Source organism: Pseudomonas sp. 20P_3.2_Bac5 (assembly GCF_025466035.1).
Taxonomy (GTDB): Bacteria; Pseudomonadota; Gammaproteobacteria; order Pseudomonadales; family Pseudomonadaceae; genus Aquipseudomonas.
Genome location: NZ_JANLOA010000133.1, coordinates 1 through 22,587 on the forward strand (window position 1 = coordinate 1; position 22,587 = coordinate 22,587).

Annotated in this window: 24 protein-coding genes and 1 tRNA gene; 14 read left to right on the forward strand and 11 right to left on the reverse strand. The window is 63.2% G+C overall.

The genetic code is table 11. The annotated features are described in order from the left end of the window. Positions 1 to 75: 75 nt before the first annotated feature. Positions 76 to 348, reverse strand: a complete 273-nt coding sequence (locus NTD88_RS26310) for a DUF3509 domain-containing protein (RefSeq protein WP_095155551.1) — start codon at positions 346 to 348, stop codon at positions 76 to 78. A gap of 274 nt (positions 349 to 622) precedes the next feature. Between NTD88_RS26310 and NTD88_RS26315 the strand changes: the two genes are divergently transcribed. Both NTD88_RS26315 and NTD88_RS26320 read left to right on the forward strand, forming a co-directional pair. After that, positions 623 to 1,144, forward strand: coding sequence for an ankyrin repeat domain-containing protein (locus NTD88_RS26315; protein ID WP_262155453.1), 522 nt, complete (start codon positions 623 to 625; stop codon positions 1,142 to 1,144). Positions 1,145 to 1,204: 60 nt separating this feature from the next. Further along, positions 1,205 to 1,735, forward strand: a complete 531-nt coding sequence (locus NTD88_RS26320; protein ID WP_262155452.1) for a hypothetical protein — start codon at positions 1,205 to 1,207, stop codon at positions 1,733 to 1,735. On the opposite strand, the gene NTD88_RS26325 is transcribed toward NTD88_RS26320, so the two are convergent. Further along, the gene (locus NTD88_RS26325; protein WP_262155451.1) at positions 1,732 to 2,673 is read right to left on the reverse strand and encodes a ZIP family metal transporter; all 942 of its coding nucleotides are present in this window, start codon (positions 2,671 to 2,673) and stop codon (positions 1,732 to 1,734) included. The two genes, NTD88_RS26320 and NTD88_RS26325, sit on opposite strands and share 4 nt — an antisense overlap. A gap of 126 nt (positions 2,674 to 2,799) precedes the next feature. Between NTD88_RS26325 and NTD88_RS26330 the strand changes: the two genes are divergently transcribed. Then, on the forward strand, positions 2,800 to 2,991 hold the full coding sequence (locus NTD88_RS26330; RefSeq protein WP_262155450.1) for a PLDc N-terminal domain-containing protein: 192 nt from the start codon (positions 2,800 to 2,802) through the stop codon (positions 2,989 to 2,991). Positions 2,992 to 2,997: 6 nt separating this feature from the next. On the opposite strand, the gene NTD88_RS26335 is transcribed toward NTD88_RS26330, so the two are convergent. Then, positions 2,998 to 3,471, reverse strand: a complete 474-nt coding sequence (locus tag NTD88_RS26335) for a methylated-DNA--[protein]-cysteine S-methyltransferase (RefSeq protein WP_262155449.1) — start codon at positions 3,469 to 3,471, stop codon at positions 2,998 to 3,000. 212 nt (positions 3,472 to 3,683) lie between these two features. On the opposite strand from NTD88_RS26335, the gene NTD88_RS26340 reads away from it, so the two are divergent. From NTD88_RS26340 to NTD88_RS26365, 6 genes are all read left to right on the forward strand, one after another. After that, entirely contained in the window at positions 3,684 to 5,768 is a 2,085-nt protein-coding gene (locus NTD88_RS26340) for an LTA synthase family protein (protein WP_262155448.1), read from the forward strand. Positions 5,769 to 5,927: 159 nt separating this feature from the next. Beyond that, on the forward strand, positions 5,928 to 6,164 hold the full coding sequence (locus NTD88_RS26345; protein ID WP_095155558.1) for a hypothetical protein: 237 nt from the start codon (positions 5,928 to 5,930) through the stop codon (positions 6,162 to 6,164). A gap of 207 nt (positions 6,165 to 6,371) precedes the next feature. Continuing rightward, positions 6,372 to 6,701, forward strand: a complete 330-nt coding sequence (locus NTD88_RS26350; protein WP_095155559.1) for a ribonuclease E inhibitor RraB — start codon at positions 6,372 to 6,374, stop codon at positions 6,699 to 6,701. A gap of 200 nt (positions 6,702 to 6,901) precedes the next feature. Then, a complete protein-coding gene (locus NTD88_RS26355) occupies positions 6,902 to 8,311 on the forward strand; it encodes a circularly permuted type 2 ATP-grasp protein (protein ID WP_095155560.1) in 1,410 nt (469 codons plus the stop codon). A 3-nt stretch (positions 8,312 to 8,314) separates the two neighbouring features. Continuing rightward, positions 8,315 to 9,265, forward strand: a complete 951-nt coding sequence (locus NTD88_RS26360; RefSeq protein ID WP_095155561.1) for an alpha-E domain-containing protein — start codon at positions 8,315 to 8,317, stop codon at positions 9,263 to 9,265. Beyond that, on the forward strand, positions 9,262 to 10,056 hold the full coding sequence (locus NTD88_RS26365) for a transglutaminase family protein (RefSeq protein ID WP_262155447.1): 795 nt from the start codon (positions 9,262 to 9,264) through the stop codon (positions 10,054 to 10,056). The genes NTD88_RS26360 and NTD88_RS26365 overlap by 4 nt, the downstream gene beginning before the upstream one ends. Positions 10,057 to 10,059: 3 nt before the next feature. Here the strand turns inward: NTD88_RS26365 and NTD88_RS26370 are convergent, their stop codons facing one another. Continuing rightward, positions 10,060 to 10,860: a cytochrome c gene (locus NTD88_RS26370; RefSeq protein ID WP_262155446.1), complete on the reverse strand. Its 801-nt coding sequence runs from the start codon at positions 10,858 to 10,860 to the stop codon at positions 10,060 to 10,062. Between the two features lie 534 nt (positions 10,861 to 11,394). On the opposite strand from NTD88_RS26370, the gene NTD88_RS26375 reads away from it, so the two are divergent. Then, positions 11,395 to 12,123: an amidotransferase gene (locus NTD88_RS26375; RefSeq protein WP_262155445.1), complete on the forward strand. Its 729-nt coding sequence runs from the start codon at positions 11,395 to 11,397 to the stop codon at positions 12,121 to 12,123. On the opposite strand, the gene NTD88_RS26380 is transcribed toward NTD88_RS26375, so the two are convergent. The 3 genes from NTD88_RS26380 to NTD88_RS26390 all read right to left on the reverse strand — a co-directional run bounded on the left by NTD88_RS26380 (position 12,101) and on the right by NTD88_RS26390 (position 14,675). Beyond that, positions 12,101 to 13,072, reverse strand: coding sequence for a magnesium and cobalt transport protein CorA (locus NTD88_RS26380; protein WP_262155444.1), 972 nt, complete (start codon positions 13,070 to 13,072; stop codon positions 12,101 to 12,103). The two genes, NTD88_RS26375 and NTD88_RS26380, sit on opposite strands and share 23 nt — an antisense overlap. Before the next feature lie 66 nt (positions 13,073 to 13,138). Further along, positions 13,139 to 13,861 carry a lysophospholipid acyltransferase family protein gene (locus NTD88_RS26385; RefSeq protein WP_262155443.1) on the reverse strand — a complete coding sequence of 241 codons (723 nt, stop codon included), beginning with the start codon at positions 13,859 to 13,861 and terminating at the stop codon, positions 13,139 to 13,141. Between the two features lie 124 nt (positions 13,862 to 13,985). Further along, entirely contained in the window at positions 13,986 to 14,675 is a 690-nt protein-coding gene (locus tag NTD88_RS26390; protein ID WP_262128520.1) for a crotonase/enoyl-CoA hydratase family protein, read from the reverse strand. A 289-nt stretch (positions 14,676 to 14,964) separates the two neighbouring features. Here NTD88_RS26390 and NTD88_RS26395 point away from each other — a divergent pair. Next, positions 14,965 to 15,054: transfer RNA gene (locus tag NTD88_RS26395), tRNA-Ser, on the forward strand. Between the two features lie 265 nt (positions 15,055 to 15,319). Continuing rightward, on the forward strand, positions 15,320 to 15,673 hold the full coding sequence (locus NTD88_RS26400) for a hypothetical protein (RefSeq protein WP_095155568.1): 354 nt from the start codon (positions 15,320 to 15,322) through the stop codon (positions 15,671 to 15,673). A gap of 49 nt (positions 15,674 to 15,722) precedes the next feature. Here NTD88_RS26400 and NTD88_RS26405 read toward each other — a convergent pair whose 3' ends face one another. The 3 genes from NTD88_RS26405 to NTD88_RS26415 form a co-directional block, all read right to left on the reverse strand. After that, positions 15,723 to 17,876, reverse strand: a complete 2,154-nt coding sequence (locus NTD88_RS26405; RefSeq protein ID WP_262155442.1) for a TonB-dependent siderophore receptor — start codon at positions 17,874 to 17,876, stop codon at positions 15,723 to 15,725. 241 nt (positions 17,877 to 18,117) lie between these two features. Then, positions 18,118 to 18,501, reverse strand: a complete 384-nt coding sequence (locus NTD88_RS26410; RefSeq protein WP_110969332.1) for a hypothetical protein — start codon at positions 18,499 to 18,501, stop codon at positions 18,118 to 18,120. 96 nt (positions 18,502 to 18,597) lie between these two features. Next, a complete protein-coding gene (locus tag NTD88_RS26415) occupies positions 18,598 to 19,785 on the reverse strand; it encodes an MFS transporter (RefSeq protein ID WP_262155441.1) in 1,188 nt (395 codons plus the stop codon). Between the two features lie 107 nt (positions 19,786 to 19,892). Here NTD88_RS26415 and NTD88_RS26420 point away from each other — a divergent pair, with 107 nt between their 5' ends. Next, positions 19,893 to 20,780 carry a LysR family transcriptional regulator gene (locus NTD88_RS26420; protein ID WP_095155723.1) on the forward strand — a complete coding sequence of 296 codons (888 nt, stop codon included), beginning with the start codon at positions 19,893 to 19,895 and terminating at the stop codon, positions 20,778 to 20,780. Between the two features lie 4 nt (positions 20,781 to 20,784). Here the strand turns inward: NTD88_RS26420 and NTD88_RS26425 are convergent, their stop codons facing one another. After that, positions 20,785 to 21,534 (reverse strand): 3-oxoacyl-ACP reductase family protein, encoded by a 750-nt coding sequence (locus NTD88_RS26425; RefSeq protein WP_262155440.1) that lies wholly within the window; start codon positions 21,532 to 21,534, stop codon positions 20,785 to 20,787. A gap of 123 nt (positions 21,535 to 21,657) precedes the next feature. On the opposite strand from NTD88_RS26425, the gene NTD88_RS26430 reads away from it, so the two are divergent. Then, the gene (locus tag NTD88_RS26430; protein WP_262155439.1) at positions 21,658 to 22,584 is read left to right on the forward strand and encodes a LysR family transcriptional regulator; all 927 of its coding nucleotides are present in this window, start codon (positions 21,658 to 21,660) and stop codon (positions 22,582 to 22,584) included. Positions 22,585 to 22,587 lie beyond the last annotated feature (3 nt).

The following is a 22,587-nucleotide window of genomic DNA, read 5'->3' on the forward strand; positions in this document are numbered from 1 at the left end:
TTTCGGTTGCCGCATCGCGAGCAAGCTCGCTCCTACACCCTGTAGGAGCGAGCTTGCTCGCGATGGCGTCACCGCTCAGCGATAAGTCGGCAAAGCAAAGCGCTGCTGGCTCTGCAACATCGAAATCACCGGCAACTCGCTGGCTTGCTCGGCCAGGTCACGGCGAATGGCACTGATGGCCCACGACAGTTGTTCGGCGCTGTGCAGTTGAGCGTAGGAAATCGAGCGTTTGACCTGTGTGCCGTCGGCAGCACGCAGCGTCAGCAGGATGCCGCCATCAGGGCGGGCTTGAGTGGCCACTTGGTAGGCGGAGAATACCGAGGCGAATTTTTCCTGAATGAGGTCCATATCAGCTCCTGGCTGTGGGTGGCAGACATGGAGTGATGGGTGCAGCGACTGTGCCAGCTTTCTGGTAATTAAAAATACTTTATAAATCAGTGCCTTATGGTTTTTTGGCAATAAGGCCGCCGTGCATTGTGCAAGGTCGTGCATTTTGCACAGTGCATTTTGCAAGGGTGTTCCGCCCCTCGCGTTTTTTCTGCCGACGCCATGGAATTATCCACCGCCATTCCGGGACCAATCCTCACAAGACTTGGGCTTTATCCCCGTCAGGAGGTTCCGTATGTCCGATCAACGTCAGCCCGTCACCATGGACGCCGATGAAGCCGCCGCCTTTGCCGCGCAAGTCTTCGACCGGGCCCGCCAGGGCGATGCGCCGATGCTCGCCCGCCTGCTGGAGAACGGTCTGCCAGCCAATTTGCGCAACCAGAAGGGCGACACCTTGCTGATGCTCGCCAGCTATCACGGTCATCTGGAGGCGGCGCGGGTGTTGTTGCAGCATGGCGCCGATCCGTCCATCGCCAACGACAATAACCAACAGCCGTTGGCGGGCGCGGCGTTCAAGGGAAACCTGGAAATGGTCCAGTTGCTGGTGGAGCAGGGCGCCGAGCCGGATGCGGCCGCAGGCGACGGGCGCACGGCGCTGATGATGGCGGCGATGTTCAATCGCACGGCGATCGTCGACTACCTGCTGGAGCGAGGCGCCGACCCCAAGCGCCGCGACGCCCGTGGCATCGATGCCCTCGGCGCCGCCCAGGCCATGGGCGCTGCTGACACCACGCAGCAGTTGCAAGCGCTGGCCTAACCGGCGGGAGGCTTTTGCGGCTATCCTTGGCGACTTTTTTCCAGCGTCGCAGGGCCTCTCATGAAAAACCAACTGGTCGAACTCCTTGGCAAAATCAGCTCCGGCTGCATGACCGAGCAGGATATCGAGCGGATCGCCGACGAAGCGACACAAGCCTACGCCGACCCCGACGGCTTCCTCGCCGCCAATCCTGATATCAACTACGACGGCACCTTCCCGATCCCGCTGGGTGAATGGGTGGTGGTGGGCAGCCTGCCGGACACCGTGCTGTTCCAGGCCGACAGCTACCAGGACCTGCTCGCGCAGATCACCGATTCGTTTGACCAGAGCGTCCCGTTCAATATCAAACCCAAGCAACTGGCCAAGGTCGAGGCGCTGACCGCGCTCAACCGCATCCAGATCCAGATGGGCAGCATGAACAAGGAAGCCGGCGGCTATGTGCTGATGAACTTCAGCCAGTTGCTGGACGACGAGTTGCAGATGGTGCTGGTGTGCGGCAATGACCTGCCGCGGGTGCTGGAACTGTGCGCCGAACTGAACATCACCGCAGCGCCCGCCCTGGAAGCGCTGCGGGTGGCGCTGCACGTTTAACCCAGCGCGGTATCGAGGAACATCATCACCGCGAAGCCGCCCATCAGGCCGAGGGTCGCCGAGGTCTGATGGCCATTGCGGTGGGTTTCCGGGATGACTTCATGGGACACCACGAAGATCATCGCGCCCGCCGCCAGGCCCATGCTCACCGGGTAGGCGATGGCGAAGCCGCTGGAAATTCCCAGGCCGATCACCGCGCCAATCGGTTCCATCAGGCCCGAGCCGACCGCCACCAGCGCCGCCTTCAACGTCGACAGCCCCGTGGCGCGCAGCGCCAGGGCCACCGCCAGGCCTTCGGGGATGTCCTGAATGGCGATGGCGCTGGTCAGCGGTAGACCGACACTCAGGTCACCCGTGGTAAAGCTCACGCCGATGGCCATGCCTTCGGGGAGGTTGTGCAAGGTGATCGCCAGCACGAACAGCCAGACCCGATTGATCCGCTCGGCCTGCGGGCCGCAAGGGCCGGTACTTTCGTGTTCGTGCGGGGTGAAGCGGTCGAGGCCAAGCATCAGCAACACGCCCAGGCCCATGCCGACCACTACCGTCAGGGCCGCGTAGGGGCCGCTGCCGGTAATCTCCCGGGCGGCGTCGAGGCCCGGCAGAATCAATGAAAACGAGCTGGCGGCGAGCATCATCCCGGCGGCGAAGCCGAGCATCACGTCCTGCATCCGGCTGCTGACATCGCGCAGCACGATGGCCAGCAATGCGCCCAGGGCGGTGGCGGAGAAACCGGCCAGCCCGCCGAGCAGGGCCATGTGCATGTTTTCCTGGTGGTCACCGTGAATGGCGTTCCAGGCGCTGGCGCCCATCAGCCAGAGCACCGCCAGCAGGCTCAGACCCAGGCCGGCACTCATCCAGGGCGAGGATTGCGCCTGTTGCAGCCACGCAGTGTAGAGCGGCACGGGGGCGGAGTGGCTGTGGCTGGACGTCGAGGGCATAACGCATTTCTCCGAAAGGCAATGGCGCGAGTGTAAGCACAGCGGCAGGGCGGAGCCGAAGCAAACGCGTCTATCAGGCCAATAGCCAGCTATCCTGAAGGCTCACTCATACATGGGAGCTTCATCATGGGTTCCGCGTTCAACGGGCTGGTTGGCCTGATCATCTTTGCCCTGGATATCTGGGCGATCATCAACGTGATCAAGAGCAGCGCCGGGGTTGGCGCCAAGGTGCTGTGGATCTTGCTGATCCTGCTATTGCCGGTGCTCGGTCTGATCATCTGGGCCATCGCCGGACCGCGAGGCGATGTGCGGCTGTAGGGCGCTTCAGATCAGCCACGCGCCTTCCAGTTGCAGCAGCATTTGCTTGCGTTCAAGGCCGCCGGCAAATCCGGTGAGGCTGCCATCGCTGCCGATCACCCGGTGGCAGGGCACGATCACCGCGATGGGGTTGGCGCCATTGGCCGTGCCGACGGCCCGGATCGCCTTGGGCCGGTCGATGGTGCGGGCCAGTTCGGCGTAGCTGGTGGTGGTGCCGTAGGGGATGTTCACCAGTGCTCGCCAGACGTCCTGTTGAAACGGCGTCCCGCGGGCAGCCAGGCGCAGTTCGAAGCGCTCGCGCTTGTGGGCGAAATACTCGTCCAGCTGCCGCGCCACGTCGTCGAGCTGGCTGTCGGCCTGGCGCCAGGTGGCATCCAGTTCCCAGGGATGGGCGCTGTCCATGTGCAACAGGTGCAGGCCTTGTTCGTCGCCCGCCAGCAGTAACTGGCCAATGGGGCTGGGGTGATAGCGATAGTGCATGTGGGCGGGCTCTTTGCTTGAGAGGGCAATAAAGATAGCCTGATCCGCGGCCCCGGTGTTCTCAACGAAATTTTCACAATCGATTGCAGACAATCCGCGCGCGCAATTATCCATTCGCCTAATGGTTCGGCACTTTTCGGGTATAACCCGAGCCGCTGCCGCCGCTTCGCGTCAATGCCTTCCACAACCGAATCCCAGGGATCTTCCAATTCATGGCTAATACGGACGCCTTGAGTCAACAGCGGGCTGCTTCGCGCCTGTTGCAACCAACGGTCAAATCACACCTGCTCTACACCCTGCTGTGCGGCCTGGCGATCATGGCGATGCTCAGCCTGGTGCGGCTCGCGTTGCTGGCCTACAACAGCGACATGGTTGGCGATACGCCGTCGTCCACTGTCGTGGAAGGTTTCCTCAACGGCCTGCGTTTCGACCTGCGGGTGGTGGTGTACCTGAGCATTCCGCTGCTGCTGGCGATCCTCAGTGCGCGGGCGATGGCGGCGCGCGGTTTCTTCCGCCTGTGGCTGACCCTGACCTCCAGCATCGTGCTGTTCCTCGGCCTGGTGGAGATGGACTTCTACCGCGAGTTCCACCAGCGCCTCAACGGCCTGGTATTCCAGTACATCAAGGAAGACCCGAAGACCGTCGGCAGCATGCTGTGGTACGGCTTCCCGGTGGTGCGCTACCTGCTGGCGTGGGTCGGCGGCACGATCGTGATGAGCCTGGCGTTCAAAGGCATCGACCGTCTGACCCGGCCCCGTGGCGAGTACCAGAGCAACCTCGCCGGTGCTCGCAGCGTGGCGCCGTGGTACGTGCGCGGCGTGGTGTTCTTCATGATCCTGCTGGTGGCCGTGATTGCCGCCCGTGGCACCCTGCGCCAGGGCCCGCCCATGCGTTGGGGTGATGCCTTCACCACCGACTCGAACTTCGTCAACCAGTTGGGCCTCAACGGCACCCTGACCTTGATCGACGCGGCCAAGAGCCGCATGTCCGAGGACCGCGACAACATCTGGAAGTCGACCCTCGATCAGAAGGTCGCCCAGGACACGGTGCGCCAGATGCTGCTGACGCCGAGCGACAAGCTGGTCGACGCCGACAGCGCCGCGATTCGCCGTGACTTCACGCCGCCGGCCGAGAACACCCTGCCGATCAAGAACGTCGTGGTCATCCTGATGGAGAGTTTCGCCGGCCATTCCGTCGGCGCGCTGGGGGCTTCGGGCAACATCACCCCGTACTTCGACAAGCTGGCCGAGGAAGGCCTGCTGTTCGACCGCTTCTTCTCCAACGGCACCCATACCCACCAAGGCATGTTCGCCACCATGGCCTGCTTCCCCAACCTGCCGGGCTTCGAATACCTGATGCAGACCCCGGAAGGCGGCCACAAACTGTCGGGCCTGCCCGCGCTGCTCAGCGCCCGGGACTACGACGACGTCTACGTCTACAACGGTGATTTCGCCTGGGACAACCAGTCCGGTTTCTTCGGCAACCAGGGCATGACCACCTTCATCGGCCGTAATGACTTCGTCAATCCGGTGTTTTCCGACCCGACCTGGGGCGTGTCCGACCAGGACATGTTCGACCGCGGTAACCAGGAGTTGGCGAACAACTATGGCAAGAAGCCGTTCTATGCCTTGCTCCAGACCCTGTCCAACCACACCCCGTATGCCCTGCCGAAAGACCTGCCGGTTGAGCCGGTGACCGGTCATGGTCGCCTGGACGAACACCTGACCGCCATGCGTTATTCCGACTGGGCCCTGGGCCAGTTCTTCGAGAAGGCGCGCAAGGAGCCGTACTTCAAGGAAACCCTGTTCGTCATCGTCGGTGACCATGGCTTCGGCAATAACCAGCAGGTCACTGAGCTGGACCTGGGCCGTTTCAACGTGCCGCTGTTGCTGATCGCTCCGGGCATCCAGGACAAGTTCGGCAAGCGCAACCACACCGTTGGCACCCAGATCGACATCGTGCCGACCGTCATGGGCCGCCTGGGTGGCGAAACCCGTCACCAGTGCTGGGGACGCGACCTGCTCAACCTGCCGGAAGGCGATCAGGGCATCGGCATGATCAAGCCTTCGGGCAGCGAGCAGATCGTTGGCCTGATCCAGGGTGATCGCGTGTTGATCGAGTCCAAGGACATGTCGCCGCGCCTGTACCGTTATCAGTTGGGCAGCGAGTTCAAGGCCGAGTTGATCGAGCATCCGGAGCAGGACGCCATGCTCAAGAAACTCGAGTCCTTCATCCAGACCGCAACCAAGAGCCTGCTGGACAATACCGCCGGTGTTGTCCACGGCATCCCGGATTGATCGCTCTGGCGTAATCCGTTCGTTGCACAAGACCCCGGCCTGGCCGGGGTTTTTTATGGGTGCGCCGCCGGGCCAACCGACTTGAACAATGTCCGCAGGCGAGGGTCAACGGAAGACAGGCTGGAAACACTCCTGTACCTGCCATCGAGGACACGCCAGATGAAAGAGTGGGAAATCACTTTTGTGGACCAGAAGGGCGAACGCACTTCGTTGTTGCTTGCCGCCGCGGACCGCCCGAGCATTGAAGACGCAGCGCGGCGGATCAGGGGCCACCTGTTCCCGGTCATGGATGAACTCGACCTCAATGATTTCCAGGACCGTGCCGACTGTCCGACCGCGAAGTGGCTGAAGGAACAGAACGGGGTGGAGATCACCGACATCACTGAACGGACCTGAATCCACAGGCTGGCTGGCGTTGTGCCTCACCAGCCGCTACGCTGCATGCAGGGCCGTCGGTTATGGCGACGGCCCTGGTCTTCCATTACCGCTACATTCATTACCGCAACATTGCTGCATTCGCTCGAGAACCCCACCCGCGTCCCGCGCCAGGGGTAAGTGCGCAAGCACTGAAAGTCTATCCATCGTGATTGAGGAGGACGATTCATGAGCAACTTGTACGAGGACATCAGCAGCACGGTATTGCGCCGCATGAAAGAAGGCGGTTTCAACTTCGCACAAATCCATCCAATCGAGTTCTATGCGGTATTCCCGGACGAGGAACGGGCGCGCAGGGCTGCAGGAAAGTTCCGGGGTGAGTCGTTGTGTGCCCAGGTGCATGAAAGTGACGACGGCTGGCAACTGGAACTGAGCAAGATCATGTACGCCACCTATGGTGGCATCGGCGAATTCGAACAGGATTTCGAAGCCGTGGTCGTGCCACTGGGCGGTGAAGCCCAGGGCTGGGGAGTGAAGCAGGAGCGCGCGGTAACCTGAAATGCACCCCGGGGCGGCCTGGCCATCCCGGGAACCCACACGCTTCGCAATGAAGCGCGTGCCCCATTCGCGTGGGGCTGGCTGCACAAGTCTGGTGCGGCGTCTTTTCTGAATTTCCCCAACCCGTTGATTGAAAAGGATTAATTCCGCTGGCACGGGCTTTGCGACAGTGCCTGTGCACGGGTGACAAGGAGTTCGGCATGATTCGCACGTTCTATGATGAGATGTACGCCGCCGACGGTCAGCTCCGTCCGCATTATCGGGAATTCGCCCGCTGGCTGGCGCAGACGCCGCCTGAGCAAGTGGCGCAGCGCCGCCGCGAGGCGGACCTGCTGTTCCACCGCGCCGGCATCACCTTCACGCTGTACGGGGACGAGCAGGGCACTGAGCGCCTGATCCCCTTCGACACCATTCCGCGGGCCATCCCGGCCAGCGAATGGCGGGTGGTAGAGCGCGGCTGTATCCAGCGCGTGAAGGCGCTGAACATGTTTCTCGCCGACCTCTACCATGACCAGCGCATCCTCCGCGCGGGGATCATTCCCGCCGAGCAGGTTCTGGCCAACGATCAATACCAACTGGCGATGCAGGGCCTGAACCTGCACCGCGACATCTACGCGCACATTTCCGGGGTCGACCTGGTTCGCGACAGCGACGGCAGCTATTACGTCCTCGAAGACAACCTGCGCACGCCCAGCGGTGTCAGCTACATGCTCGAAGACCGCAAGATGATGATGCGGCTGTTCCCCGAGCTGTTCGCCGCCCAGCGCATCGCGCCGATCGACCACTACCCGAACCTGTTGCTCGACACCCTGAAAAGCTCCAGTCCGCTGGATAACCCCAGCGTCGTGGTGCTGACCCCGGGGCGGTTCAACAGCGCGTTCTTCGAACACGCCTTTCTCGCTCGCGAGATGGGTGTGGAACTGGTGGAAGGGGCGGACCTGTTCGTTCGCGACGAGCGGGTATTCATGCGCACCACCGACGGCCCCAAGCCGGTCGACGTGATCTATCGCCGGCTGGACGACGCCTTCCTCGATCCGCTGGCATTCAACCCCGACTCCATGCTCGGCGTGCCCGGCCTGCTGTCGGCCTATCGCTGCGGCAACGTGGTGCTGGCCAACGCCATCGGCACCGGGGTGGCCGATGACAAGTCGGTCTATCCCTACGTCACCGAGATGATCCGTTTCTACCTGGACGAAGAACCGATCCTGAAGAACGTGCCTACCTGGCAATGCCGCAAGCCGGAAGAGCTTTCCCACGTGCTGGCCAACCTGCCGGACCTGGTGGTCAAGGAAACCCAGGGCTCCGGCGGCTACGGCATGCTGGTGGGGCCGGCGTCGACGAAGGCGGAAATCGCCGCTTTCGCCGAACGCATCAAGGCCCGCCCGGCGGCCTATATCGCCCAGCCGACCCTGTCGCTGTCGACCTGCCCGACCTTCGTCGAGAACGGCATTGCGCCGCGGCACATCGACCTGCGCCCGTTCGTCCTGGCCGGCCGGGAGACCCGCGTGGTGCCCGGCGGCCTGACGCGGGTGGCGCTGCGCGAGGGCTCGCTGGTGGTGAACTCGTCCCAGGGGGGCGGTACCAAGGACACCTGGGTGGTCGAGGATTGAATCATGCTCAGTAGAACGGCTTCGGACCTGTATTGGATGTCGCGTTATCTGGAGCGGGCGGAAAACCTCGCACGGATGCTCGATGTCAGTTATTCGCTGTCGCTGATGCCGCAGGACGGTCGCGGCGACGGCCTGGACGAAATGGCGCTGGCGCTGCGCATCACCGGCACCCTGGATGACTACCTGGGCCGGCATGGGCAACTGCACGCCGAGCGTCTGTTGCACTTTTTTGCCCTCGACCCGGAAAACCCGGCCAGCATCTACAGTTGCCTGGGCGCCGCGCGGGCCAGCGCCCATGCGGTGCGTGGGCGGATTACCGCGGACATGTGGGAAAACATCAACGCCACCTGGCTGGAGATTCGCGGCATCGCCGAGCAGGGCCTGGGGCGCTATGGCATGAGCCGTTTCTGCGAGTGGATCAAGGAGCGCTCGCACCTGTTCCGCGGTGCCACCTACGGCACCATCATGCGCAACGACGCTTTCCGCTTCATTCGCCTGGGCACCTTCATCGAGCGGGCCGACAACACCCTGCGCCTGCTCGACGCCCGTTACGAGATGTTCGGTGAGGACGCCGAAACCGTCAGCGACAGCTCTGCCCGCGGTTATTACCAGTGGAGCGCCTTGCTCCGCGCGCTGTCCTCGTTCGAGGCCTATACCGAGATCTACCGCGACGCTCCCACGGGGCGCCATGTTGCCGAACTCTTGCTCCTGCGTGCCGATGTCCCCCGTTCCCTGCGTGCCTGCACGGAAGAAATCGACCAGATCCTCGCCAGCCTGCCCGGCGCCAACGGCCGTCCGGCCCAGCGCCTGGCGGCGGAAGTGGATGCCCGTCTGCGCTATACCGGCATCGACGAAATCCTCTCGCAAGGGCTGCATCCCTGGTTGAACCACTACATTCCGCTGGTGCGTGAGTTGGGCAACGCCATTCACAGCGCTTACCTGGAGGTCGTATGAGACTGACCATTAGCCACGAAACCGCCTACCACTACGAAGACCAGGTGCGAACCAGCATCCAGTACCTGCGCCTGACGCCCCCGGACAACGAGCGCCAGCAGGTGCTGCAATGGGAACTGGACCTGCCGCGTCCCGCGCAGGCCCGGCGCGATCCGTTCGGCAACATCCTGCATGTGCTCAGCCTGGAAGAACCGCATGCCGACCTGCTGATCGCCGCGCGCGGTGAAGTCGAGATCGATCCGACTCGCGAAGCCGAACACGAATCGCAGTCACCCTTGCCGTTCCTGCGCTTCACCCGCCTGACCGAGGCCGACGAGGCGCTGCGTGGGTTTGCCGGCCAGCAGTGCGGGCAACGCCGTGATCGCAGCGCGCTGATCGAGATGATGGGGGCGCTGCACGAGCGTATGGTCTATCGCCCTGGTGCCACCGCAGTAGACACCAGCGCCGCCCAGGCCTTCGCCGGCGGTGCGGGCGTCTGCCAGGACCACGCCCACGCCTTTATCGCCTGCGCCCGCAGCCTGCTGGTGCCGGCGCGTTATGTGTCCGGCTACCTGTTCGACAACGACAGCCAGCACATGGCAAGCCACGCCTGGGCCGAGGCCTGGCTGGACGGCGCCTGGTACAGCTTCGATGTGACCAACCAGCTTGCGGTGCCCGAGCGCCATCTGAAGCTGGCGGTGGGCCTGGATTACCTTGATGCGTGTCCGGTGCGCGGCATGCGCCGGGGCGGCGGGTACGAGCAGATGCACGCCAACGTGCTGGTGACATCCGGGCTCTCGGCGCAGCAGTAAGCGTCAGGGTTTGCGTTTGGCCATATGGCCGAGGTAGGCGAGCAGGGCGTCGAGGTCGGCGTCCGGCAGTATGCTTGCGCTGAAGCCGGGCATCCGCGCTTGCGGCCACTGGCGCAGACTCTGCGGGTCGCGGATATAGCGGCGGAGAAACTCGGGGCGGAAGTATTCGGTGGGGTTGTAGGGCAGGTTCAGGTCCGGACCGAACTGGGCATCGCCGGCGCCGTTGAGGCGGTGGCAGGCCAGGCAGTGCTTCTGGAACAGGGCGAAGCCGCGGTTCACCGGGTCATTCGCGGCCAGGCCGGGTGCCGGGAGCAGGGCGGGAAAACGCTCGGCCACCGGCGACAGGCGACGGATGCTGGCCACCTGGAAGGGCCATTGCTCGGGGCTGATATTGCCGGCCTCGGGGTGCGTCCAGACCAGATAGAAGGGACCGGCGCCAGGTTTGTCCTTGGCCAGTGGCGGCCACGGGTGAGCCGGGTCTTCCACCGCCAGCCAGGCTTGTGCCGGCCCCTGCTTGAGCAACGCGGCGGCGGGCATTTCGGCCGCGAAGCCATCGAGGGCCACGGCCTGCAGATGGTCATCCGGCTTGATCCCTTCCAGCAGGACCGCCAAAGGCACCGCGCGATACGTCATGGGCTTCTTGTACGACACATCCTGCTCGATACGGATGTCCCGGGCCTGCGGGTGCTGGAGCAACTCCGCGGTTTGCCATTGCTTGTCGCTGTCGCCCAGTTGGAGGGTCAATTGCGCCGCGTGCAACGGCAGGCTCAGCACGCTGAGCAGGAGGGCGAAGCGAAGGCGCATGGACGGTCTCCAACCAGTGAGGGTCGGCAGCATATACCAGAGCGCAGGAACGCTGAGAATACCGGGCGCGATCAGCCGAACAGGCGCGTGAGGTTCGGCAGGATCAGCAGCAGTGTGGTGGCGAACAGAATGAGTCCGGCCTGACGTACTTTGTGTTGTTTGAACATGGCTGACTGCCTTCTTGTTGTTATTCCTGAGAGCGAGAGACATCCTTTTCCAGGGTCCGCTGGCCACGAAATGCACGGGATTTCCCGTACCGGCTACAAACCTGCTGGATATCGGTATACAACCAACCTTAGGGGCAACGTTACCGCTGTTTTAGATCGGTTTCGTCTCGACTTTAGTGTTGTTAACGTTTTTTCTTATGAGGCTTTATGCCATATGCGTAAGACGTGCCCGACTAGACGCGTGCGCGGGATACACACACGCCTTGCAATGAAATGACCGTTCGTCCGAGGCAACGCTTGCCTGTCGCCCATATTCGCGGCAGGCTCTACCGGTCTTTTTTCACCACTGTCGTTCAGGGCCAAGTCTATGTCGTTACGCATCTGCATCCTGGAAACCGACGTCCTGCGACCTGAGCTGGTCGAGCAGTATCAGGGCTATGGACGGATGTTCGAGCAACTGTTTACCCGCCAGCCGATCGCCGCCGAATTCACGGTCTACAACGTGATGAACGGTGAGTACCCGCCTGATGACGAGGTCTTTGATGCCTACCTCGTGACGGGCAGCAAGGCCGACTCCTTCGGCGACGATCCGTGGATCCAGACGCTCAAGACCTTCCTGCTGGAGCGCTACCGCCGCGGCGACAAGCTGCTGGGCGTGTGCTTTGGCCATCAGTTGCTGGCGCTGCTGCTGGGCGGCAAGAGCGAGCGCGCCACCCAGGGCTGGGGCGTCGGTACCCACCGCTATGTGATGGCCGCCAAGGCGCCATGGATGAGTCCGCAGGTTGAAGAGCTGACCTTGCTGATCAGCCACCAGGATCAGGTCACCGCGCTACCGGAAAATGCCACCGTGATTGCCTCCAGTGACTTCTGCCCTTACGCGGCGTATCACATCGGCGACCAGGTGCTGTGTTTCCAGGGCCACCCGGAATTTATCCACGATTATTCCCGCGCACTGCTGGAACTCCGTCAGGAGCATCTGGGGCAGGAGGTGTACCGCAAGGGCGTCGACAGCCTGGGCGTGGATCACCAGGGCCAGACTGTCGCGGAGTGGATGATGCGGTTTGTGGCGCAGCCTAAAGCCAGCCCGAACGCTTGAAACTGCCATAAAGCGCGGTGCAACCCACCACGATCACCCCCAGTACGGCGAAGTAGCCGTAGTGCCAGCTCAGCTCCGGCATGTTCTGAAAGTTCATGCCGTAGATGCCCGCCACCGCTGTAGGAAACGCCAGGATCGCCGCCCAGGCGGCGAACTTGCGTTGCACGATGCTCTGCCGTGACGACTCCAGCAGCATGCCGATCTCGATGGTCTGGCTGGCGATGTCGCGGATGCCGGCGAGGTCCTCCATCTGCCGCGTGACGTGGATCTGCACGTCGCGGAAGTACGGGCGCATGTTCTTGTCGATGAAGGGGAAGGCCAGGCGCTGCAATTCCTCGCTGACCTCGACCATCGGCGCCACATAGCGGCGCAGGCGCAGGATGTCGCGGCGCAGGCCGTGGATGCGGCGGATGTCTTGTTCGTTCAGCGAGCCGCTGAGCACGCTCTGTTCCAGCTCTTCGATCTCGCCATGAATGGCTTCGCTGACCGGCTGGTAGTTTTCGGTGACGAAGTCGAGCAGGGCGTACAGCACGAAGTCTTCACCGTGTTCCAGCAGCAGCGGCCGCGCCTCACAGCGCTGACGGACGAGCGCGTAGGACTTAGAGTGACCATTGCGGCAGGTGATGATGTAGCCATTGCCGGCGAAGATGTGGGTTTCGATGAACTCCAGCTTGCCTTCCTGGCGCACCGGCGAGTAAGTGACGATGAACAGCGCGTCGCCGAAGGTTTCCAGCTTGGGCCGGCTGTGCTTTTCCAGGGCGTCTTCGATGGCCAGCTCGTGCAGGTTGAACTGCCGTTGCAGGTTGGCCAGTTCCTGGGCGTTGGGCTCTTCCAGACCGATCCAGACGAAGTGCCCCGGCTTTCTCGCCCATTCCGCGCCTTCGTCGAGGCTGATATTGGTGACTTTCCTGCCGGCGCTGTACACCGCCGCTGCAACGACTCGACCCATGGTTGTCCATTTCTCTGCGTTAACGTGACTGACAGCTTGGTCTGACCCTGGCGAATCGGCAAATGCTCAGCCGCGTCCGACCTCGCGCTCCATCAGATCGATGCAGTTTTGCATCTGCGTACGGCATTGCTCCACCAGGGCCGCGACGTCCTGCTGGCTCAGGCCGGCGGTGGCGATGGGCGGCAGCGAGCGGATGATCACCCGTTGGCGGCGCCAGCCATTGATGCTCAAGCGCCGCGCATAGCGGCTGACACACACCGGAACGATGGGCACGCCGGCGTCGATGGCCATGTGGAAGGCGCCTTTCTTGAAGGGGCGCAACTGATCGCCCGGGTTACGCGTGCCTTCCGGGAACACCCAGATCGAGGTGTGGTTTTCCCGCAGGGTGCGGGTGGTGGTCTGGATGGCGCGGCGGGCCTGGAAGGCATTGCCGCGATCGACCAGAACGTTGCCGCCGAGCCAGAACAACTGACCGAACAGCGGGATCCAGCCCAGGCTCTTCTTGCCGATGCACACGGTGCGTGGCGGCACTACGTTGCCGAGCACGAACAGGTCGAAGTTGGACTGGTGGTTGGCAATGATCACGCAGCCGGGCGGCTGGTCGAACAGCGGCCCGACTTCCGCCTCGATCTTCAGCCGCAGCAGCCAGCTCGACGGCCAGGCGTATACGCGGGCATAAAGCCGGCTGTTATCGGGATTGAAGGGACGGCACAGGCCAATGATCACGCCGATCACGCCCGCCAGGATGAAATGGACACCCAGCAGGAGCATGCGAGGAAGGAAAAGCATCGTACGACTCACTCGATAAAACACGGGCCAGTGTACGGTCGTGCACTGATGGCGGCAAACGTCCTGTGTTACCGGGCAAATGGACAAGGGCCAGACGCGGCTGCGCCTGGCCCGGTGGCTGGATTCAGCCGAGGTGTTCCTGGTCGCGGATGATTGCGTCGTCGAGCAGATCCAGCAGTGCTTTGCGCACCTTGAGCTTGGTGTGCTTGTGGGCGTTCATGTTGATCTTCTTCAACTGTTGCGCCGCGGCCAGGGCCGCCTCGGTCAGTTGCTCGGCAGGCACCACCTTGTCGAGGAAGCCGGCGTCCACGGCGCTGACCGGGTCGAACATCTCGGCGTTGATTACCGAACGGTGGAACGCCGCACGGCGCAGGCGATCGCGGGCCAGCTCGATACCGGCGTGGTGCATGGTCATGCCGATCTGGACTTCATTCAGGCCGATGCTGAACGGCCCTTCGACGCCGATCCGGTAGTCGGCCGACAGCAGCAGGAACGCGCCCTTGGCCACGGCATGGCCGGGGCAGGCGACGATGATCGGGAAGGGGTGGGAGAGCATGCGCCGGGCCAGGGTCGAGCCGGCGGTGACCAGGGACACGGCGGCCTGCGGGCTGGCGGTCATTACCTTGAGGTCGTAGCCGCCGGAGAGAATGCCCGGCTGGCCGGTGACGATTACCACCGCCCGGTCCTGGGTAGCGCGGTCCAGCGCCTGATTGAAGGCGGCGATCACATCGGGCGAAATGGCGTTGACCTTGCCGTTGTTCAGGGTCAGGGTCGCGATACCGTCGTCCAGTTGGTAGGTAATCAGCTCACTCATGGCGGTGTTCCTTTATAAGAAGTGGCAAAGACGTTACCCAGCCGCCGCAGTCAGGTAAAGCACGATGACTGACCGGTGGGTCACCGTATCGCCTGCCGTCCTTGCTCGACGGGGCTCGCCTGACCAGGACTGGCAAAGCACACCACAGATTGGCCAAATTGCCATTGCCACCCGCCATTTTTCGCGGATTGGCTTAAACGCATGAAAAATCTGAAAAAAACCTTTGCCATCGATAAACCTTTCGACTACATTAGCGCGCCTCGACAGGCTGAACTGCTTGAAGAGATCCGGTGAAGTGTCCGAGTGGCTGAAGGAGCACGCCTGGAAAGTGTGTATACAGGAAACTGTATCAAGGGTTCGAATCCCTTCTTCACCGCCACTTTCAAACGCCTCGCAAGTCATTGACTTGCCAAGCGCAAAGAACGGCGATTTGTAGGTTAACCCCGCAAATCGCCGTTTTTTATTGCCTGCGTTTTATCTCCCGACCGTCCTGGTCAGCGTGGCGTCGATTTTTTCTGGTCAGCCTGAACTCATCTCCAAAAGCGCAGTCTTTGTATGCCTTCGTTAGAATTATGGCGTATTGCCATAATCGGCTACATTCAAACGGATGGGACCGGCGGCATGAACTTACAGGAGTACTTCGCGTGTTCGACAACAAGTATCGAGACCAGCGTGGCAAGTTGCACAACAGTGAGCAGAATGCCCAGAACGCTAACTCCTCCTATGTGCGGGAGGAGGAAAAACTCAACGAAGGCAATCTGTGCCGTGCCGACATTTTCATCGTCCTCGGGCTGCTGATTCTCTCGATGGGGATATTCATTGGCATTCCCAAGGCGCTCTCCCAGGACAGGATGTTCATGGCCTTCCAGATGCTCCTGCTGCTGGTGGGCAGTTGGGGGTTGTGGGGCCTGGGGGTCTGGAAAATCCCGGTCGCCTTCCGTGGGCCGCTGTATTTCGTTATTTTCATCGGCGGCTTGTTCTACCTGGGTTCGCGATAACTGCCCCGGCAGTCGATCGCGGGCCGCCTCCGGCCCGCGATCAGTGCGATCAGAAGTTCACCGACGCCGAGACCCGCGCTGTCCGTGGCGCGCCCTGGAACAGGTAGTTGTCCCCCAGGTACTCGCCGACATCCCGCCAGTAGCGGCGGTCGAACAGGTTATCCACCGTCAGTCGCAGCGTGGTGTCGTAGCCAGCGATTCGCGTGCGGTAGCGCGTCCCCACATCGAACACCGTATAACCCCCGGCTTCCACCGTGCCCGCGTAGTTGGCGTACTTGCTGGCGCTGTAGCGCATGCCGCCGAGCAGGGCCAGGCCGGGAACCGGCAGGCTGTAGTCGGCCTGCAGCGAGGCGCGCAGCCGCGGCACGTTAAGGGCCTGATGATCGTCGTAGGCCTCGGTGCCGCTGCCCTTGACCCGGGCGCGGATCGCCGCGGCGCTGGCGTTGATCTGCAGATCCGAGGTCAGCCAGCCGCTGGCGGACAGTTCCAGGCCGATGTTCTTCTGCTGGCCCTGTTGCACGTAGACAAAATCGCCGCCGTCCGGTTTCGCGTACTGGTAAGCCTGGCGCAACTGGAACAGCGCGGCGCCGAAGCTCATGCGCTGCCAGTCGCGCTTGATGCCGAGTTCGATCTGGTGCGAGGTGGTCGGGGCGAGGATGTCTTCGTTATTGAGCGCGAACCACGGCGCCGTGCCGCCGGACGACAGGCCTTTGCTGTAGCTGGCGTACAGCGAGATATCCGACCGCGGCTTGTAGATCAGCGCCGCGTTGGGCAGCAGTTCGTACTGGCGGGTTTGCCGACGCAGTTCGCCGTCTTCGCCGAAGGCTTTTTCGTCCAGGCGCACCACGCGGGAGCCGAGTACGGTCTGCCAGTGTTCGTCGAAGGTGATCCGGTCGCTGAAGAACACGCCGTACTGGCGGCTGTCGAGGCGGCGTTCGCTGTGGCCCGGGGTGCCTGGCGCTGGATCGACGGCGGGGGTGTCCTGATAGATGTTGCCGGTGCCGACCCACTCGTTGAAGGTCGGACGCTGATCGACGGTGCGCCTTTGCGCGCTGCTGCCGACGGTCAGTTCATGGTCAACGCCGAGCGCGGCGAAGCGACCGGTCAACGTTGCCTGCGCTTCATCGGTGCGGCGGGTGTCGTCAGGGCTGCGGAAGTCATAGATGTCGTAGTCGCCTTCCGCGCTGAAATAGTTGGGCACGGCGTCGGCGGCGCAACTGGCCGAGCCGTAGCAACCCCAGGCAAACGAACTGTAGTCATCGATCACCACCCGGCTGTGCGACGCGCTGAGCGCCCCGGTCCAGGCCTCGTTGAAGCGGTATTCAAAGCGCCCGCCGAGGTTCAGCGAGTCGCTCTTCACCGGCTTGGCCCAGTCCTGCCAGGCCAGGCGGTCTTTCGGGTCGATGCCGTGAGGCAGACTGGTGTTGCCCAGCAACTGGTAACCCGGCACCGAGTATTGCTCGCGGGTCTGATATTCGACGTCCAGTTGCAGCAGCGCATCGGGGTTCATCTGCCAGTCGAAGGCCAGGGAGGCGAAGTCGCGCTTGCCGTCGGCATGGTCGACGTAGCTGCGGATGTCCTCATGGGCCAGGTTGGCGCGCAGGCCGAACTGCCGCTCGCTGCCGAACCAGCCACCAAGGTCGGTGGCGATATAGCGTTCGCCTTGCTCGTTGCTCGACACCGTCACCGAGCGCACGTCCTCGGGCCGCTTGGTCACATAGTTGATCACGCCGCCGGGCTCGGATACGCCGCTTTGCAGGCCCGACAGCCCCTTGAGCAGTTCGACCTGCTGCTTGTTCTCCAGCGCCACGTTCTGTTCGCCGGCAATGGTCTGGCCGTTGATCGTGTAGCTGTGCGCCGCGTCCAGGCTGAAGCCGCGCACCGTGAAGTTTTCGTAGTAGCCGATCGGTGCGTAGCTTTCGCCCACCGAGGCGTCGCTTTGCAGCACTTCGCTGAGCAGGCGCACCTGGCGGTCCTTGAGCAGTTGCTCGGTGAACACCGACACCGAGGCCGGGGTGTCCAGCAGCGGCGCCGACGAGAAGCCGGCAACCTGAGCCTGACGCGGCTGATAGCCATCGTTCTGGGTGTCGGAAATGTTCACCGGGGCGAGGGTCACATTGTCTTGGGCGAGGACAGTCGAGGTGCTCAGGGCCAGGCTGAGGCTCAGCAGGCTGAGGGGCAGGCGGGGGCGTTGCAGGGACATGCGGCAAAACTCCTTGAGGGCCGGCAGCGGGCGCGCCGTTATGACTCGGCGACTACCGAAGACTGAAAGCCCGGTACGGCGACAGGAAGGCGCAAAAAGGGCGCGCAAGTGCGAAAGGCTACTGGCGTTGCGCCAGTGGGCGCCGGAGCGCGGGCGCAATCTTAGCAGGGGCGACCGCGTTGCGGTGCCCCGAATTGCCGTGAGTCTTCTACTGTGGAAAACGTATGGAGAAGGGATTTATTCAGTGGCGGGCGGGCGGTTGCGTGTGCTGGCGGCGCCAGGTCCCGTCCAGTTTCGACCAGGTCTTGCTGTCGGTGACGGCCAACAGCTTGCGCCCATCCTTGAAGGTGGCCAGGAAGGTCACCTCCTCATCCTTGCCGCCAAGCCAGAGCCCGGCGAGCAGACCGAAGGGGCCAGCCACCAGTGCACCGGCCATGCCCCAGCCGATGGCGCTGCCGATATTGCGGCTGGACTCCTGATTGGCGACTTGCATGTCCTTGATGCGCGAGAGTGCGATTTTTTCACCCGGTGAGGGGCTTGTGGCGGTCTTGAGTGTGAGCGATCCATTGCGGTACTCGCCTTCACCTTGCAAGAAATCGCCGGACTGAACCGTGAGTCTTGTCATAGGGGTATCCAGGTTGAGAGGGCTGTTGACCAATCCCTACTGAGCGCCCCGGCTACCGCCAAGTCAATCGTCAGGCGACGGAGGGTAATGCATCTGTCAGACAGTACTGACGTGCATCACCCGACGTCCCGCAATACCCCATACCAGCAGTGCCAGCCCACCAATGCCCAGCCCGGCGGTGACGATGCCGTTCCAGCCGTAGGCCTGGAACAATTGGGTGCCAAGCAGCGAGCCGATGGCCCCGCCAATGAAGTAGCAGGTGATGTAACCGGCGTTCAAGCGGTTGCGGGCTTCCGGGCGCAGGGCGATCACGGCGTTCTGGTTACTGACGTGCACCAGTTGCACCGCAAGGTCGAGCAACAGCACACCGGCCAGCAGCGCCGCCAGCGAAGTCGGCGCAAACGCCAGTGGCACCCATGACAGCAACTGGACAAGCAGGCCGAAGGTCGTGCCTTGCGCGCCCTTGCCCTTGTCGGCCAGGCGTCCGCCCAGGTTGGCGGCAAGTGCGCCGGCAGCGCCTGCCAGGCCGAAAAGTCCGATGACGCCATCGGGATACTGATAAGGCTCGGCCTTCAGCAGAAACGCCAGCGGCGTCCAGAACAAGGCGAACAGGCAGAAGGAAAAGGCGCCGAGCAACGAGCGAAGGCGCAGCACCGGCTCGTCGGCGAACAGGCGGAATACCGAGGCGATAAGCGCCGGGTAGGCGAGCCCGGCATGTTGTCGGCGCTGCGGTAATGCGCGGGCGAGGGCGATGGCGCTGACGGCCATCAAGCCGGCGGCGAGCAGGTAAATGCTGCGCCAGTCACCGAGGGTGGCCATGAACCCGGCAGCGGTACGCGCCAGCAGGATGCCCAGCAGCAGGCCGCCCATCAACGTGCCCACCACCCTACCGCGTTCACCCGGCTCGCTCAGGCCGGCGGCCATCGGCACCAGTACTTGCGCCACCACCGAGAACAGGCCGGTCAGCGTGGTACCCACCAACAGCCACGGCAGACTGGGGGAAAAGGCACTTATCAACAGGCCGAGGGTGCTGATGGCGATCATGCTGACGATCAGCCGCCGCTGTTCGAACAGGTCGCCGAGCGGTGCCAACAGCAGCAAGCCGGCGCCATAGCTCAGTTGCGCGGCAATGACGATGCCGCCAGCACTGGCCGTGCTCAGACCGAAATGCTCGGCAATGCTGTGCAGCAGCGGCTGCGCGTAATAGTTGCTGGCGACCGCCAGGCCGGTGGCGGTCGCCATCAGCAGGATCAGTGCACGACTGAGTGGGGCTGTGGAGGTCATGGACCGTCTCGCTATCCGTAGGTGAAGGTGAGCAGTATCGAAAATGCGCTAGCATGACGCCAATGTATCGTTTTCATTCGATCAATCTTGAAATCAGATAGATGAGCATGAACCTTAAACAGATCGAATACGCCTTGGCGGTAGCCGACACCGGCAGCTTCACCCGCGCGGCCGAACGCTGTCACGTGGTGCAGTCGGCGTTGAGCCATCAGATCGCCCGGCTGGAAGAACAACTGGGCGCGCAACTGTTCGAGCGGACCTCGCGCTGGGTGCGCCTGACGCCGGCCGGAGAAGCGTTCGTGCCGAGTGCCCGCACCGCGCTGGAGGCGGCGCGGCGGATTGGCGACGAGGTGGCTGCGGCGTGTGGCGAAGTGCGCGGGCGCTTGTCCATCGGCGAGATCAGTTCGCTGACCGAACTGGACCTGGTGGACCTGCTCGCCGGCTTCCACCACCAGTACCCGCGGGTGGATATCCGCTGGCTGATGGGCAAGAGCGAATTGATGATTGCCGATGTCCGCGAGCGTCGCCTGGATGTGGCGTTTATCGGGGTGTGGCCGGGGGAATCGCTGGAGGGGGTGGAGTGGCGCCTGCTGGCGAAGGAAGAGCTGGTGGCGGTGCTGCCGCCCGATCATCCGCTGGCGGCTGACGAACGCTTGTCCCTGGCGCAACTGGAAGACCAGCCGCTGGCCGACTTCCAGGCCGGAACCGGGGCCCGCCGGCAAACCGACGAGGCGTTTGCCGCTGCCGGTTTGCGCCATCGGGTGCAGTTCGAGGTGGGTACCACCAGCCTGATTGAGCGCTTCGTCCAGCGCGGGCTGGCCGTTGGCCTGGTGCCCGCGCGGATCGCTGCCGGCTTTCAGGCCGTCGTGGCCTTGCCGGTCAGCGATGCGCCGATTCGTCATCTGTATGCCATCTGGTCGAAATCGCCGACCCCGGCCGCCAGTGCGTTCATCCAGTTGCTGGAACAAACCCTGGCCGCCCGAGCTGCCGACTGAGGTATCAGGCGGCAAAGCCACCGTCGATGGTCAAGCTGGCACCGGTGATGTAGGTCGCTTCCGGGCCGGCGAGATAGGCGACGAAGCTGGCGATTTCCTCCACCCGGCCATAACGGCCCACCGCCATCAGGCCCATCAGGCTCTCGGCGAACTTGCCTTCGGCGGGGTTCATGTCGGTGTCCACCGGGCCCGGTTGAACGTTGTTGATGGTGATGCCGCGCGGGCCCAGGTCCCGGGCGAGACCGCGGGTCAGGCCGACCAGCGCCGCCTTGCTCATGGCGTAGGGGCCGCCGCCGGCGAAAGGCATGCGCTCGGCGTTGGTGCTGCCGATATTGATGATCCGGCCACCTTCACCCATGTGCCGGGCCGCGGCCTGGGTGGCGACGAACACGCTGCGCACGTTCACGGCGAGGGTGCGATCGAAGTCTTCCAGGCTGAAGTCGTCCAGCGGGCCGACCGCCAGCACGCCGGCATTGTTGACCAGGATATCGATGCGTCCGAACTGCTCGACGGTCAGCGCCACGGCCTGTTGCACCGCCGCCGCGTCGGCGCTGTCGGCCTTGAGTGCGAGGGCCTGACCGCCATTGTTGCGTATCTGCTGTTGCAGGTCGTCGGCCACGGCCTGCGAACTGACGTAGGTGAAGGCGACTGCGGCGCCCTGTTCGGCCAGGCGCTTGACGATGGCTGCGCCGATACCGCGTGAGCCGCCCTGGACCAGTGCTACTTTGCCGCTGAGGCTGGATTGATTCGACATGGTGATGCTCCCGAAAGGACAAGGCCGAGTGCCTTGTTGATGGGCTCAGTATCGGCGCTGGATTACCCTCTGATAATCCACTAATCGCTATAGTCTGAATAAACCACGGGTTTAGAGTGCGCCATGGAAACCTTCACCAGTATTGAATGCTTCATTCGCAGCGCCGAGGTCGGCAGCTTCGCCGAAGCCGCCCGCCGCCTGAGCCTGACGCCTGCCGCGGTGGGCAAGAACGTCGCCGGCCTGGAGGCCCGGCTCGGGGTTCGTCTGTTTCAGCGCAGCACCCGCAGCCTGACCCTGACCGAGTCCGGCCAGCGTTTTCTCGCCGAGGTACGCGACAGCTTCCAGACCATCCAGCACGCCGTGGCCAACCTGGCCAGTGCCGAGGGGCAGCCGGCGGGCACCTTGAAAGTCAGCATGGGCACGGTGTTCGGGCGTTTGTACATCTTGCCGCTGCTGGGAGAATTCCTCCGGCGATTTCCGGCAATCACGCCGGATTGGCACTTTGATAATCGTCAGATCGATCTGATTGCCCAGGGCTTCGATGCGGCCATCGGCGGCGGCTTCGACCTGCCGCCGGGCGTGGTGGCCCGCAAGCTGGCACCCGCGCACCGGGTGCTGGTGGCGTCCGCCGATTATCTGGACAAGTGCGGGGCCGTTCGCCAGCCGGATGATCTGAACAAGGCGGACGGCATCCTGATCCGCTCGCCGCAGACCGGCCGCGTGCGTTCCTGGCCGCTGACCAGTCGCGAGCAGGATCACTCGCCGCTGACCCTGCGCCCGCGCATGACCATGACCGACTCCGAAGCGGCCTGCGCTGCGGCCGAGCAGGGGTTGGGTATCGCCTTGGTGAGCATGCCGTTCGCCGTGCCCTACCTGCAGCGCGGCAGCCTGCTGCGGGTGCTGCCTGACTGGTACGTGGATGACGGCAATATTTCGCTGTATTACGCCCAGCACAAACTGCTGCCGGGCAAGACCCGGGCGTTTGTCGATTTCATCCTGGAGCAGTTTTCCGAACAGGGGCTGGCGCGGCGGTTCGACGCGTTGGCCTGAGTG

Coding starts and splice junctions, on each gene's coding strand:
- NTD88_RS26420 (WP_095155723.1), top strand. CDS start 19,893: ATGAACCTTAAACAGATCGAATACGCCTTGGCGGTAGCCGACACCGGC.
- NTD88_RS26430 (WP_262155439.1), top strand. CDS start 21,658: ATGGAAACCTTCACCAGTATTGAATGCTTCATTCGCAGCGCCGAGGTC.
- NTD88_RS26345 (WP_095155558.1), top strand. CDS start 5,928: ATGAAAGAGTGGGAAATCACTTTTGTGGACCAGAAGGGCGAACGCACT.
- NTD88_RS26355 (WP_095155560.1), top strand. CDS start 6,902: ATGATTCGCACGTTCTATGATGAGATGTACGCCGCCGACGGTCAGCTC.
- NTD88_RS26425 (WP_262155440.1), bottom strand. CDS start 21,534: ATGTCGAATCAATCCAGCCTCAGCGGCAAAGTAGCACTGGTCCAGGGC.
- NTD88_RS26415 (WP_262155441.1), bottom strand. CDS start 19,785: ATGACCTCCACAGCCCCACTCAGTCGTGCACTGATCCTGCTGATGGCG.
- NTD88_RS26360 (WP_095155561.1), top strand. CDS start 8,315: ATGCTCAGTAGAACGGCTTCGGACCTGTATTGGATGTCGCGTTATCTG.
- NTD88_RS26405 (WP_262155442.1), bottom strand. CDS start 17,876: ATGTCCCTGCAACGCCCCCGCCTGCCCCTCAGCCTGCTGAGCCTCAGC.
- NTD88_RS26330 (WP_262155450.1), top strand. CDS start 2,800: ATGGGTTCCGCGTTCAACGGGCTGGTTGGCCTGATCATCTTTGCCCTG.
- NTD88_RS26380 (WP_262155444.1), bottom strand. CDS start 13,072: ATGGGTCGAGTCGTTGCAGCGGCGGTGTACAGCGCCGGCAGGAAAGTC.
- NTD88_RS26385 (WP_262155443.1), bottom strand. CDS start 13,861: ATGCTTTTCCTTCCTCGCATGCTCCTGCTGGGTGTCCATTTCATCCTG.
- NTD88_RS26410 (WP_110969332.1), bottom strand. CDS start 18,501: ATGACAAGACTCACGGTTCAGTCCGGCGATTTCTTGCAAGGTGAAGGC.
- NTD88_RS26320 (WP_262155452.1), top strand. CDS start 1,205: ATGAAAAACCAACTGGTCGAACTCCTTGGCAAAATCAGCTCCGGCTGC.
- NTD88_RS26350 (WP_095155559.1), top strand. CDS start 6,372: ATGAGCAACTTGTACGAGGACATCAGCAGCACGGTATTGCGCCGCATG.
- NTD88_RS26375 (WP_262155445.1), top strand. CDS start 11,395: ATGTCGTTACGCATCTGCATCCTGGAAACCGACGTCCTGCGACCTGAG.
- NTD88_RS26390 (WP_262128520.1), bottom strand. CDS start 14,675: ATGAGTGAGCTGATTACCTACCAACTGGACGACGGTATCGCGACCCTG.
- NTD88_RS26325 (WP_262155451.1), bottom strand. CDS start 2,673: ATGCCCTCGACGTCCAGCCACAGCCACTCCGCCCCCGTGCCGCTCTAC.
- NTD88_RS26370 (WP_262155446.1), bottom strand. CDS start 10,860: ATGCGCCTTCGCTTCGCCCTCCTGCTCAGCGTGCTGAGCCTGCCGTTG.
- NTD88_RS26340 (WP_262155448.1), top strand. CDS start 3,684: ATGGCTAATACGGACGCCTTGAGTCAACAGCGGGCTGCTTCGCGCCTG.
- NTD88_RS26365 (WP_262155447.1), top strand. CDS start 9,262: ATGAGACTGACCATTAGCCACGAAACCGCCTACCACTACGAAGACCAG.
- NTD88_RS26315 (WP_262155453.1), top strand. CDS start 623: ATGTCCGATCAACGTCAGCCCGTCACCATGGACGCCGATGAAGCCGCC.
- NTD88_RS26310 (WP_095155551.1), bottom strand. CDS start 348: ATGGACCTCATTCAGGAAAAATTCGCCTCGGTATTCTCCGCCTACCAA.
- NTD88_RS26335 (WP_262155449.1), bottom strand. CDS start 3,471: ATGCACTATCGCTATCACCCCAGCCCCATTGGCCAGTTACTGCTGGCG.